This is a genomic window from Bradyrhizobium yuanmingense (genome assembly GCF_900094575.1).
Lineage (GTDB): Bacteria > Pseudomonadota > Alphaproteobacteria > Rhizobiales > Xanthobacteraceae > Bradyrhizobium > Bradyrhizobium yuanmingense.
Genome location: NZ_FMAE01000001.1, coordinates 1,034,367 through 1,046,971 on the forward strand (window position 1 = coordinate 1,034,367; position 12,605 = coordinate 1,046,971).

Consider the following 12,605-nt stretch of genomic DNA (forward strand, 5'->3'; position numbering starts at 1 on the left):
AGTATAAGAAACGTCTGCTTGTGACTTGAACTTTGGGGGCTTCGGTTGAGCTACTCCGATCCACCGTTTGCCGGCGACGGCAACCCGAGCTCCCGCGCGACGACCACGCCGTTGGCATGCCATCAGCGATACGGCTTCTCGCTGCGGACGATGCGACGCTCATCGGCCGAGGTCGGGCGCGGTGCGATCCGCGCCATTGTGCGAGAGTTCGACAGGGCATGCTCGTCTGACACTCAGGGCGCAAAGCGGCTTCGGGACGCCGCAGACGAAGTTCCGGGGACGAGGTAGATTCATGCCATTGGCGCGGGAAGCCGTCGAGCTGCTGGTTCAGGCGGCGCGGGCTTGGTATTTCGAAGGCAATCAGCATGGATTGCGCGATCGGGAATGGATGGCGCTGCGCTTTCTGGGGCGCGCCAACAGGTTTTCGCGCACGCCGTCCGCACTGGCCGGCTTCATCGGCGCCACACGCGCGACGGCGTCGCAGATCGTGAAGACTCTGGAGAGCAAGTCGTTCCTGGTGCGAAAGCCGTCGCATGAGGACAAGCGTTCCGTCGTCCTGCACGTCACGCCGCAGGGCGAGAAATGCCTGAGCCAGCACGACCCGATCAATCACGTGGTCAACGCGGTGACGTCGCTCGGGACCGAGGAGTGCATCAGGCTGCGCGACTCTCTCCGCGAGATCCTCAATCACCTCGATGCTGCCCATCAGCGGCTCGAAGCGAGCATCTGCCGGGACTGCATGTTTCTCGCAGAGCGCGGGCCGGGCACCGGCAAGGGGCGTGGAAACGCCGAATTCATGTGCCGGCTCTATCGTGCTCCGATCTCGCTCGAGGAGACCGAGCTGCTCTGCACCAGCTTCGAGCGCACGCGTGACCGCCCCAAGATCGAGCAGCATCTCGACCGCGAGCGCATGGCGAGCCAGGGCTGAGGCCGCCAAGAAGCGGCGCTCCATCAACGTCATTGCGAGCGAAGCGAAGCAATGACGGAGTATGAGGCGATAGCTCGCTCTCCGAGTGACGGCTGTCATTCCCCGCGAAGGCGGGGAATCCAGTACGCCGCGGCCTCTGCATTGAACAACTGTCGTCTCGGAGTACTGGATCGCCCGGTCAAGCCGGGCGATGACAGCGAGTGTGTGGTCGCAGACGTGCATATTCATTCTCGCGACTGATTTCGCCCGAGCTTTGCTTCGTCTCGCCGCCCTCATCGGCAAGAGGGCGCAGGGAAGACCGGGTGCTGACATCGCACCCGCGGTCCGCTGCGCAAAACGCACACGCAGAAAACCGCACAGCAGCATACAGGTGGTGCCAATCACTCGGCCTTCCCTGCGCGATGGTCGGACGGCTTATGCCGTGCTCTCCCGGGAGCCGAGTTCCTTCTGGCCTCCCTCACCCTCGCAAAAGTCACCGGCACCGCGCCGGTTGACGCCAATGCCGCATTCGCGAGAGCTTGACCGTAGCAACGACGGCCAGGACCACACGTCTATATTTTGGCATTCGGTGAAACACGCCGAAACTAAGAATGTGCTTTAAAACAAGCACTTTTCGACTACCCTGATGCGGGCTGTTTCAGCGGGCTTCACCAAAACAAGGGCCCGGCCCTAAGACTTTCAGCGTCCGCACGACAAACTGAAAGCCTCGAAGCCGAGCCCTTTGGTCCCAAGCCTTAGGAGCCGAAACCAGATGGATACTACCACTGTCCCCTCCCCCGCCGGCAAGCGGGGCCGCAATAGCAGCGTCATTCTGACCGACCGGCTGTGCGAGAGGCGAGTCGCCCAGCGGACGAAGTTTTACGACCGCAAATGCCCCGGCCTCTACGTGAGCATCACGACCGCCCGGGTTGCGACCTTCTCCTTCAAGTTCACCGACAGGCAGACCGGCAAGCAGCGCACCGGCTGGCTGGGCCTCTACAATCCGGAGACTTTCACGGTGGAGGACGCCCGCAGCAAGGTCTACGGCCTCAAGGCCATGGGCGGCGACGCCCTCGCCGAGACCTTCCGGGACCAGAAGGCCACGAAGGCCAAGCGCGGCAAGACCGTCGCTGAGATCATCGACGAGCGCATCAAATGGATGCAGACGCCGGTCAAGAAGCCGGACGGCGAAATGCGGCCGCGGCTGGAAAGCTGGGAGAACACGGCGAGCCATCTCAACCGCTTTCTCCGCCCCCGCCTCGGCAAGAAGCTGGCCATGGAGGTCACCAAGCACGACATCGCCACGTTGTCGAACGACATTGTGGCAGGCAAGTTCGGCAAGCCCTCCGTCAGCAACGCCCGCCATATGCGGAAAGCAGCCTCCGGCCTGTTCAACTGGGCCGCAGAGGCAGGGCGCGACTACGTGACTGCCAGCCCCTGCGTAAATCTGCCCAAGCTCGACCCGGAGCATCCCCGCACCCGCGTCCTGTCCGAAGACGAGATCAGGACCTTCTGGCATGGGCTGGATCGCGACGACCTCCCCTATGACCGCCGGACCCGGTTGGCGCTCAAGTTCGAGTTGGTCACGATGCTCCGCTCACGCGAGTTGCTCGGCGCGCAGCGAGATGAGCTGTTCGACCTCGACGGCGAGCATCCGCGCTTCGATGTCCCGCTCAAGCGGGTTAAGAAGCGGCGGGTGATCCAGCAGCCACTCTCTGATCTGGCGATCGAGATCATCAATGAGGCCCTGGCCTCGGCTGATCAGCAGTTTGTCTTCGAGAGTCCCATGTACAAGGGCCAGCCGATCCACCGCAAGGCTATGGCTGATGCGCTGCGCGGCACCAAACACGAGAAGAACAAGGATAAGACCAAGACCGCCGGCCTCTGCGAGCTGCTTGGCCTGAGGCGGTTCACGCCGCACGATTTGAGGCGGACGGCGGCAACGCTCGCGGGCGACCTGGGCTTTGACGATTCCGCCATTGCCAAGTGCCTCGATCATGCCGCCAGCAAGAAATCGGAGCAGATCGTGCCGACCGTTACCGGCAAGGTCTACAATCACTCCAAGCGGATGAAGGAGAAGCGCGCAGTGTTGGATGGTGTTGCCAGTGAGCTGCGGCGGATCATCGGCAAGCCGGTAAAACCCGCCGCGCAGGCAGGGCTGATGCTCGCGGCTTGACCAACCCGCCGATCTTGGACGATTGCAACCGGGCGGCGCACCTCGCCGCCCGCCCTCGGAACAGTGGCGAGCCGTTAGCTCGGAAGCGGCCGGCCGACAGAGTCCACCCCCCTCTAACTCGGAAGAGCCGGTGGAAATCGAGAATTACCGCTGGACTCGGACACCCGCTCTGGTCGTAGCATGAGGCTGCCGCAAGCGGAGGACGGGATTTCATGGTCACGATTGCAGAAGGCGTGGCTGCCGCCACGACCGGATTGAACTTCGCGAAAGATTTGCTCGGTCTAAAAAAGATCTACGAGGATGCCGAATTAAAGCTCAACATCGCCAGTTTGAACGAAGCGCTCGCGAAAGCGAAGACCGCGCTATCGGATGCCGAGAAACTCTTGCGCGCAAAAGACACAGAGATCGCGGAGCTAAAGAAGAATTTCGAGTTCAGAGGGACGCTAATCGAAATGCGCGGTTATAAGTACGAAAAGGGTGCGGACGGAAAACCCACCGGCTTCGCGTTCTGTCAGCGGTGCGAGCAAGAAGGAAAACTCCACCGGTTAACCAAATCGCACCGGCCACAGTATTTCACCTGTCCTAACTGCGCTCGGGACTTCAAGGGTGGCGTCACGCAGTATCGGTGATTTGGATATTAGGCGATCACACCCGCGCGCCGTGTCAATTTTGCTTCGATTCGGGAAGCAGAAGTTGCCAAGGGCCCCCCGCACGCTGGCTGCCTCAATCCCGAGTTTTCCTGCTTGTTTATAGTGCACGATTGAAAACTCATGCAATTTATCGCTAACGGGCCCGATATTCCCGACTCCCTCTTGCAAGCACATGAAGAAGGCCGGGTTGTATTTTTCTGCGGAGCGGGAATTTCCTATCCTGCTGGCTTGCCGGGATTCAAAGGCTTGGTAGACGACGTCTACAAACGTGTAGGCATCAGCCGCTTGGCTATTGAACAGGACGCCTACGATCGCAATCAATTCGATGCCACTCTCGATCTGTTGGAGCGCCGACTCCCTGGAAATCGGATCGCTGTTCGACAGAAGCTGATGGAAGCTTTGAAACCCAATTGGCGCCGCAAAGGCGCCACCGATACTCATGACGCGCTTCTTGAATTAGCTCGTTGCCGTGATGGCTCGCTCCGTCTTGTGACCACAAATTTTGACCGCATATTTGAGCGAGTGGGAAAACGCCCCGGTAAAGCCTTTGAGCCCTACGCCGCTCCCATGCTCCCTATACCGAAAAACAGCCGATGGAATGGCTTAGTCTATCTGCACGGCTTGCTACCGCTTAAACCGGACGATACCTCTCTTCACCGACTGGTACTAACTAGTGGCGATTTTGGCCTTGCATACCTGACTGAACGATGGGCGGCTCGTTTTGTCGGCGAGTTGTTTCGAAACTATATCGTTTGCTTCGTCGGATACAGCATCAACGATCCGGTCTTGCGTTACATGATGGACGCGCTGGCTGCTGATCGGCTGCTCGGCGAATTTACGCCGCAAGCGTACGCTTTTGGCGATTATGAGACCGGACACGAGCACGCAAAGACGGTAGAATGGGCTGCTAAGGGTGTCACGCCCATCCTTTACGAAGTCCGTGCGGGCAGTCACTCGGCGTTGCACGACACCCTAAAATCGTGGGCAGCCACCTATCGCGGTGGCACACTAGGCAAGGAGCAGATTGTCGTTGCGCACGCTCTTGCACGTCCTTCTGGTAGCACTCGGCAAGACGACTTCGTAGGTCGAATGCTCTGGGCACTATCGGACGAGTCGGGGATGCCAGCGAAGAGATTCGCAGACTTCAATCCCGTGCCGACGCTCGAATGGTTGGAGGCGTTCTCAGATCAACGCTACCTGCACCGCGACCTACCCCGCTTCGGGGTTCCGCCGCGCCAAGATGTGGATGATAAGCTCCGCTTCAGCTTGATCCAGCGCCCTGCGCCTTATCGGTACGCACCACTGATGACACTAGTGTCCGGTGGCGCTGGCGGCAGCCAATGGGACGATGTGATGTTCCATCTAGCCCGATGGTTGGCCCGCCATTTGAACGATCCCGGATTGATCCTTTGGGTAGCACAGCGCGGCGGGCAATTGCACGAGCGCTGGGCGTGGCAGATCGAACATCAATTGAACCATTTTGCCCAGTTACTTCGTGAGGGACGGATCGCCGAACTAGACGATATCCGCGCTCAGTCGCCCAATGCCATTCCCGGTCCGCTCTTACAGATTGTCTGGCGGCTACTTCTTACAGGGCACGTGAAAGCGACATGGCGCGACCTAGACTTTTACCGCTGGAAAGATCGGCTGAAACGCGACGGACTGACAACAGCGCTGCGGCTCCAACTGCGCGAGCTACTGTCGCCGAAAGTGAAGTTGAAAAAGCCTTTCCGGTGGGGATCAGAAGAGGACGCGGGGGAGCCGACCAGTATTAAGCAGCTCGTGGACTGGGAGCTTGTGCTCGCTGCTGACCACGTCAGATCGTCCATTCGTGACCTGACAGACGATCAATGGCGAGGCGCGTTGCCCACCCTTTTGGATGATCTTCAGCAGTTACTTCGCGACGCCCTGGACTTACTGCGGGAGCTGGGCGAAGCCGACGACCGAGATGACCGTTCGTTCTGGGATCTACCATCGGTCACGCCACATTGGCAGAACCGGGGCTTCCGCGACTGGGTGATCTTGATCGAATTGTTGCGTGATGCATGGGTTGAAGCCTACAAATCCACACCTGATCGCGCCCGGTCTACAGCCGCCGCCTGGTTCAACATACCTTATCCAACATTCAAGCGATTAGCGTTGTTTGCAGCCAGTCATAATGACGCTGTCGATTCTGAGACGTGGGTCCGGTGGTTAGTATCAGATGATCAATGGTGGCTCTGGTCCGGGGGGACGAAGCGCGAAACGATGAGATTACTCGTGCTTCAAGGATCGACGCTTTCGCCGGAAGCTAGAGAAACACTAGAAACGGCAATTTTAGCCGGACCGCCGCGTAAAATGTATCGAGAGGGCCTCGCGCCTGAGGATTGGGACTCAATAGTAGAGGACGCAATTTGGCTACGTCTTGCCAAGCTCCGCGAGGGCGGCAGTGCGCTAGGGCAAGACGCATCCTTGCGTCTCGACAGCTTGACGGTCGCAGAGCCTCGTCGCCGGCTTGCAAGCAACGAACGGGACGAATTTTCGCACTGGATGAGTGGGACGGGGGATCCCGACTTTGAATCAAGGCGGAGGATCGACATAGCCCCTCGTAAACGGGCAGATCTCGTCCAATGGCTCAAGCACGCACAGCCAAAGACGTCTTCCCTTTATGATGAAGACACATGGTTAGATGTCTGCCGAACTCGGTTCTTTCATAGCCTACTTGCCTTATGCGACCTGGCCAATGAGGGTATTTGGCCTGTTGCACGTTGGCGAGAAGCGCTCCAAGCATGGAGTGACGCAAATTTACTGTCGCGGTCGTGGCGATATGGGGCGCCGTTAGTGCAAAGGATGCCTGACGAAACCATGCGGGAAATCTCTCATAGCCTCACGTGGTGGATGAGGGCAGTCTCGAAGAGCGCTGCCCCACATGAGGGAATTCTGCTCGACCTTTGTAAACGCTCACTTGCAATGCCCTCAAACTCCGATGCAGATGGCAAGGATCCAGGCAATGAGCCGGTAACGGACGCCATCAATCACCCGGTCGGTCACGTCGCAGAAGCACTGCTTGACCTTTGGTTCGAACGCAAACCCAACGACAATGAAGGGCTACCTCACGACATCGAGCCGCTTTTCACAGCGATGTGCGAGGTCGGAGTGGTGCGCTTTCGGCACGGACGCGTGCTACTCGCGTCACGTTTGATCGCATTATTTCGGGTGGATCGCCCATGGACCGAGAAGTATCTGCTGCCACATTTTGACTGGGATCGTAATCCGATTGAAGCAAGGTCAGCCTGGGAAGGATTTCTCTGGTCACCTCGGCTGTACCGACCACTTCTTATTGCCTTCAAACGACAATTCCTGTCCACGGCACACCACTTTGAAAGTCTTGGCGATCACGGCCGACAATATGCGGCATTTCTCACCTACGCCGCCTTGGACCCGGCGGACGGCTACACGTCCGAAGATTTCCAAGATGCAGTTGGCGCTTTGCCTGCAGAGGGCTTGTTAGAGGTGGTGCAGGCCCTCACGCAAGCGCTCGGCGGTGCTGGTGCGCAGCGGGAGGATTATTGGAAAAATCGAATTCAGCCGTTCTGGCAACAAATCTGGCCCAAGTCGCGCGACCTCGCGTCGGGTAGTATTTCCGAGTCGCTCGCAATTATGTGTGTTGCGGGGGAAGATATCTTTCCCTCCGTGCTGGCAGTTGTCGCCGACTGGCTGGGTCCGATCGAACATCCCCACTATGCAGTGCATCGGCTTCATACAACTGGGCTGTGCACGCGCTTTCCAGAGGCTGCGCTACGCTTGCTCGCCGCAATCTTGTCGGATCAGTTCTGGGCACCCACAGATCTAAGAGATTGCTTGGATGCCATAGGACAGGCCAAGCCTTCTTTGCGCAGCGACTATCGATATCAGCGGCTAACTGAGTACGCACGACGGCGCAACCATTAGCTCAAGGAATTCTGAGGCTATGCGCTGCTGCGCTGATAAGAGTCTCCGGCGATCGAATTGATCAGGCTTACCGCTCCTCTTGTACACCAATCGGAGCGAGAGACCCTAAACCCAGCCGCCCAACCATCCTGCGCGTTTGGTCGTCTTGAGCGGTTGCGGTACGAGCGGCTGCGGCCCTGGTCCCTGCATCTCGCCAACCTTCCAGTTTTGCGGCTTCGCCTCACACCGCGGCGGCCGGATCCCTAGCGGCTTCGCTTCGACCTGGGCCACGGGACCCAGCAAGTCGCGATCCGGATAAAACCGGGTGCCTTGCATCATCTCGGTGGTGAGCCGGCAGAGCGTGTCGGCCGGCAAGTTTTTGCGGTCCTGTGCGAATTCGAACAGGTCGTCCGGAGCAATGCCGACGTCCTTTGCCAAGCGAGCGTAGTCGATTTTTTCGACGCGAGCCGCCGCGACTTGGCGAAGAAGCTCCGTGCCGGTGATTTCAGTCATTGTACCTCTCCTGACGTTGCATTGATCGCATCGACCAAGGTTCTGAACTCAGTTTTCGGTCGTGGCCTTGTCGGCGCATTTACCGGTGTTGGCCTAGAGCGCGCCAAGTCGCACACGGATCGTTTGTCGGGACCCGCGACGGTTTGGGGAGGCGCAACTTGAGCGGCATTCATGACCCGCAAGGCCGCGACAACGCCCTGCGCACAAATAATTCCGCGCTTGACGATGTCATAGAACTCGACTGCCGCTGACTGCCGATAACGATACAGGACCACCGCGGCGGGATTGGCCGGAACATTGGTCAGGGTGATTTCGTCCAGCGTGGCGCAGGTGACGAGGGCGTGAAAACTCTCGCGATCATTGACCTCCCGAAGCTGATAGCCGTGGATCGTCGCGGCGATACTGAAATGGGTGCACCGTTTTGCATCTTCGTCGCGAACCAGCGCGCGCACGTGCAAACCTTCGTCGGTGCCGCGGATTTCCAGCACTTCGCCAGCCGGGCGGCCGTGGCGATACAACAGTGGAATGTCGGACTTGAATGGCAGCCAGCAATGAGGGGCGAACTTGGTGCGTTCGTGGTCGATTACTGTCGGCGCCGCAAAGCCTTCGAAGATCCAGTCGCCCTCGACGGGCGGTAGAGGTGCGGTTGGCGAGCAATGCGCGGGCGCGATCCGATAATTGCGCGCGAGGCGTTTCAGTTCGAGCCGCATCCGGATTGCTTCGCCGCTCATTCGCACGCCCTCCGGCGGATTTCAGCGATGCGCTTCTTGATTGCAAGCATCTGCGCTTCGAGCGCGTCCCGTTCCGCAGCCAGAGCTTCGAGCTTGGCAGCGGACGGCGGCGGCCCGGCTTCCTTCAGGACGTCGGCGAACATCTCCGCCATATCGGGCGACAAGCGCCCAACGCGTGCTGGATATGCGCCCCCGGTCAAAACGGCGCCTTTGCGGATCCTGGATCTGTCTGGTGACATGTGGGCGCCTCCCGTGGGCGCGCGATCCGGCGTGCGCCGCGATTGCATGACGGGTAAGCCTTGCGACTCCGGTCGCGTCAGGATCCTGCCGGATCAGGCGGGATGTCAAGGCGGTTGCCCGAGCTGCATCTCGGCAGGGCCGTTGGGATCAACAGAGGGCCTCCTGGAAGCTCACGGAGCCGCTGCAAACCGCGGTCTTATGGCCGCAGATGCGTTTCCCGCAAACGGGCAGCGGGGTGGAGCCTACGTCAGACGGGCGCACAATATCGTCGGAAACCACGGAAAACAGAGGACGCTCGGTGCAGTTCGGTGCAAAACTGGAGGGCGCTCAGTCCGCCGAGGTCGGCTAATGCGCCTTACCCGTTTCTATGAATGGGTATCTCTTTCAAGCTCTTAAATACGTCCGAGAACAAAGGATCAAACCATTGTTGAACATCGCTGTCCTTAGGACAGCCATCCGGAATTCGAGGCTCGTAAAGTATTGATTTGCCCTTCCACTCGACGTGATATTTGAGAAGTTCGAAATGAATGGGGTGCACATGATCCTCTCGCGCGACTGAACGTATTTTCTTTGTGCCGCTTATCTTGGCGTTGCGATTAACTACAAAGTTTTTATTTTGGATGTCGTTACGCACGGTTTGCGTCAGCCGATCAACAGACTCTGGAATAAGCGCAACTTCGCCAATCCTCTCAAGAAACTTCGCCATGGTGAGCAAAGCAACTCGGGACAAGAAATCCTTTTTGTAGCCCCCGCCGACGTCTGCGTGGACCCCTGGCAACCATATCTCGCGCAGCTCACATGTGCCGTTGAAAGCGAACCGACGCGGCGGAAATTCCGCACGGTTCTCGTGCATACTCAACAAGTGAACAATCGACGAAACATTCGAAGCGGGCTTCTGATCTCGCGCGATGAGATGTTCCCCTATGTCACGATCAAAGGGGCCAGTTACGGTGTCGAATAGTCCCATGAACTTGATCTTGGGCGCTTCGTGGAAAACCTGGTCGCTCTCACATTGTTCGGCCAAGTTCTTCTTAAGGTCTTCAATCGCTCGGTAGTATTGTGTGTCATCTTCTTTCTCTGAGACTGCAATGAAGTCTCTCCACATTCGGTCCAGGTGCGTCAAAAATCCCGATTTCAGTATCCCAAAGTCCGAAATGAGTCTTGAAAAAATACGCGCTGCCGCAGCGCCGCGCGAGAAACCAATCAGAATGATTTCATCACCTACACGGTAGTTCGCAACGAGATTTACATACGCACGCAAAACCAACTGATCGAGATTGTCGCCGAAGATATACTGCGTTTTCCGAAGCAAGATTTCGCTAAAAATCGAGGCCGCGCTCACAGTGAACTTTGTTCCAACTCCCGGAAGATAAAATGTGACCTGCGTCGATATCTCATTTCCTTCTTGCTTGTGATCGGCAATCAGTTGATTGATAGCGTAGACGTTAGAACACGTCTCGGTCTCAGAAATAATTTCAGTGGCGTCATTTGCGGTACCGTCCATCAAGAAAATCATTGTCTTCGACATGCTTTCTCCCTCCGGCAGCCGATCCTCTCGTAAAAGTTGCGCGACCGCAAGCTAAGTAAGCTAGCGACGGCAGCCTTTTTTGTTGTTCCCTCGCTCGGGCGCGAATAGACGGAGGACTATATACATCGAGAGCGACAAGGGCTCTGACCCTCTCGACCGTCCGCAACTCGCGCTACCTTGGCCGCGGCACGATACTCGGTGTCGCACAGCGGACCTGGCACGGATTCCGCTCCTGCCGATCCGCCCAAAGCGTGACGTTATACGTACCGCGTACCAACCGGAAATTGGACGCGGTCAAAGGGAAGGAGCCGCTCCGTTCGCCGGGCAGGCCGGAGGTAAACATCCTCCCCCCTGATCGCAGTTAGGCGGCGCCCTTGAGCACCGACTGAACGCGACCTGTGCCGCAACCGAGCTTCCTGCCAATTGCGATCACTCCCATGCCCTTCTCGCGCAGTCGGAGGATCGCAGCATCCGTTGCGCCTTTGGCGCGCGGGCGGCCGAGTCTCTTGCCTTCGGCCTTGGCGCGCGCGAGGCCGGTAGCGACGCGCTCGCGCAACATCGCCCGCTCGAACTCCGCGAACACGCTGCTCATCTGTAGCAGCGCACGGCCGGCTGGCGTCGAGGAGTCGACGGCCTGCTGATGCAGGTAGATGTCTACGCCAAGCGCAGAGAGTTCCGCAAACAGTTGCACAAGGTGCGACAGGCTTCGGCCGAGACGGTCGACCGACCATGCGGCAACCATATCGAACTCGCGCTTTGTCGCGGCCTTCATCATGGCGTCCAAGCCCGGTCGCTTGTCGCGGCCCTTGGCGCCGGAGATCTTGTCCTCGAAGGTGGCGACGATCTGCCAGCCCGCGCGGGTGGCGATGGCTTCCAGCTCGCGGCGCTGGTTATCGGTGGTCTGTTGGCCATTGTTGGTGCTGACACGCAGATATAAAGCGACACGCTTCACGAGTTTGAACTCCATCCTGCCCCGGCTATACTAAAACATTTGATTTAGTACAAGCGAAAGACGAGAAGATGGCCCTTTGTTTTTGCAAGGCTTTCGCAGCGTCGAAGGAAAGGAGATTTAGTATAGGGCCGTCGGGCCGGTACATCCGCGGTGCCGACGGCCTTTGACGCGAGCGCTAGGCGCTTCACGTGAAACCGCCTCAGGCTAGTTCGGCTTCGGCCGCTCGATCTCGCGCTCGATGCGGCACAGCGTGGCAACGGCCTCGTCATGGTCGCGCGTGATCAGCTCCTCGACCAGGACTTCCAAGATCGCATCAGCATCGCGTTCAGACGGCTCACTGATCGCTTGCCGGACTCTTGACGGCTTCATGCGCGGCTTCCCTGACTGACGCCTCCACGGGCTCGGCATCGAGCTGGAGTGTCTTGTCGGTGACGTACTGGCCGGATGGAATGGCTTGGATGTTGATTTGCGCGACGAGGGCCGGACCGATGCTGCCTTCAATTACATGAGGAACAAGCTTGCCGAGCAGGTTCAAATAGCTCTTCGGATGCTTCCGGGCGCACATCGCGAGATAGCCCTTCAGTCCTCCGGCCCCCTTTCCATCGGATCCGCAGCTAATTGCTCCATCCAAGATGCCGTTCTTGAGGTCGCGTGTGATCTTTGCGACGGCGCCTTTTGTTTTCGTCGGCGGGTTACCACGCCCGTGCCGGCGCGGTTCTGCAATCGGCGTGACTGAGAAATCAGCGGGCAGCGGGCGGTCGGGACCAAACGTCATGGCGTGCCACGTCCGTTTTTCTAAGTTGGGCGAGGTCTTGGCTCACCCTACGCTCCTCGCAGCCCAGGTCCAGCGCCCCTTAGAAACGGAACCCTGTCCAGAATTGTCAGAGGGGGATTGGAGCCTCTTTCTAAAACCCCTCAACCATACTTACTGCCAAATCTGGTACGCACAGGCGACCGTGCCATGATAGCCTGATCGAGGCGGCCCCGCTCGGTTGTGGT

The 12,605-nt window shown here is 58.6% G+C and carries 10 protein-coding genes; 4 read left to right on the forward strand and 6 right to left on the reverse strand.

From position 1 onward, the window contains the following. Nucleotides 1-292: 292 nt before the first annotated feature. The 4 genes from GA0061099_RS04740 to dsr1 all read left to right on the forward strand — a co-directional run bounded on the left by GA0061099_RS04740 (nucleotide 293) and on the right by dsr1 (nucleotide 7,663). Complete coding sequence (locus GA0061099_RS04740) at nucleotides 293-928, forward strand: MarR family winged helix-turn-helix transcriptional regulator (protein ID WP_036006959.1); 636 nt, start codon at nucleotides 293-295, stop codon at nucleotides 926-928. Between the two features lie 997 nt (nucleotides 929-1,925). After that, complete coding sequence (locus GA0061099_RS04745) at nucleotides 1,926-3,083, forward strand: tyrosine-type recombinase/integrase (protein ID WP_225156438.1); 1,158 nt, start codon at nucleotides 1,926-1,928, stop codon at nucleotides 3,081-3,083. Nucleotides 3,084-3,295: 212 nt separating this feature from the next. Further along, nucleotides 3,296-3,712, forward strand: a complete 417-nt coding sequence (locus tag GA0061099_RS04750) for a hypothetical protein (RefSeq protein WP_036027439.1) — start codon at nucleotides 3,296-3,298, stop codon at nucleotides 3,710-3,712. Nucleotides 3,713-3,853: 141 nt separating this feature from the next. After that, nucleotides 3,854-7,663, forward strand: a complete 3,810-nt coding sequence (gene dsr1 / locus GA0061099_RS04755) for an anti-phage defense-associated sirtuin Dsr1 (RefSeq protein ID WP_036027441.1) — start codon at nucleotides 3,854-3,856, stop codon at nucleotides 7,661-7,663. Between the two features lie 105 nt (nucleotides 7,664-7,768). Here the strand turns inward: dsr1 and GA0061099_RS04760 are convergent, their stop codons facing one another. The 6 genes from GA0061099_RS04760 to GA0061099_RS39790 all read right to left on the reverse strand — a co-directional run bounded on the left by GA0061099_RS04760 (nucleotide 7,769) and on the right by GA0061099_RS39790 (nucleotide 12,381). After that, nucleotides 7,769-8,155 (reverse strand): hypothetical protein, encoded by a 387-nt coding sequence (locus GA0061099_RS04760; protein ID WP_036027443.1) that lies wholly within the window; start codon nucleotides 8,153-8,155, stop codon nucleotides 7,769-7,771. Continuing rightward, nucleotides 8,152-8,886 (reverse strand): hypothetical protein, encoded by a 735-nt coding sequence (locus GA0061099_RS04765; protein ID WP_036027444.1) that lies wholly within the window; start codon nucleotides 8,884-8,886, stop codon nucleotides 8,152-8,154. Before GA0061099_RS04765 ends, GA0061099_RS04760 begins: the two co-directional genes overlap by 4 nt. After that, nucleotides 8,883-9,029 (reverse strand): hypothetical protein, encoded by a 147-nt coding sequence (locus tag GA0061099_RS41040; RefSeq protein WP_157786015.1) that lies wholly within the window; start codon nucleotides 9,027-9,029, stop codon nucleotides 8,883-8,885. Before GA0061099_RS41040 ends, GA0061099_RS04765 begins: the two co-directional genes overlap by 4 nt. A gap of 452 nt (nucleotides 9,030-9,481) precedes the next feature. Next, the gene (locus GA0061099_RS04770; protein WP_036027446.1) at nucleotides 9,482-10,654 is read right to left on the reverse strand and encodes a T6SS phospholipase effector Tle1-like catalytic domain-containing protein; all 1,173 of its coding nucleotides are present in this window, start codon (nucleotides 10,652-10,654) and stop codon (nucleotides 9,482-9,484) included. Nucleotides 10,655-11,015: 361 nt separating this feature from the next. Further along, a complete protein-coding gene (locus GA0061099_RS04775) occupies nucleotides 11,016-11,606 on the reverse strand; it encodes a recombinase family protein (protein ID WP_225149179.1) in 591 nt (196 codons plus the stop codon). A 334-nt stretch (nucleotides 11,607-11,940) separates the two neighbouring features. Beyond that, entirely contained in the window at nucleotides 11,941-12,381 is a 441-nt protein-coding gene (locus GA0061099_RS39790) for a hypothetical protein (RefSeq protein ID WP_141697558.1), read from the reverse strand. Nucleotides 12,382-12,605: the final 224 nt, after the last annotated feature.

Bases quoted from the DNA above. Each gene is read 5' to 3' on its own strand.
- GA0061099_RS04740 (WP_036006959.1), top strand. From the start codon at position 293: ATGCCATTGGCGCGGGAAGCCGTCGAGCTGCTGGTTCAGGCGGCGCGG.
- GA0061099_RS04750 (WP_036027439.1), top strand. From the start codon at position 3,296: ATGGTCACGATTGCAGAAGGCGTGGCTGCCGCCACGACCGGATTGAAC.
- dsr1 (WP_036027441.1), top strand. From the start codon at position 3,854: ATGCAATTTATCGCTAACGGGCCCGATATTCCCGACTCCCTCTTGCAA.
- GA0061099_RS04760 (WP_036027443.1), bottom strand. From the start codon at position 8,155: ATGACTGAAATCACCGGCACGGAGCTTCTTCGCCAAGTCGCGGCGGCT.
- GA0061099_RS04765 (WP_036027444.1), bottom strand. From the start codon at position 8,886: ATGAGCGGCGAAGCAATCCGGATGCGGCTCGAACTGAAACGCCTCGCG.
- GA0061099_RS41040 (WP_157786015.1), bottom strand. From the start codon at position 9,029: ATGTTCGCCGACGTCCTGAAGGAAGCCGGGCCGCCGCCGTCCGCTGCC.
- GA0061099_RS04770 (WP_036027446.1), bottom strand. From the start codon at position 10,654: ATGTCGAAGACAATGATTTTCTTGATGGACGGTACCGCAAATGACGCC.
- GA0061099_RS39790 (WP_141697558.1), bottom strand. From the start codon at position 12,381: ATGACGTTTGGTCCCGACCGCCCGCTGCCCGCTGATTTCTCAGTCACG.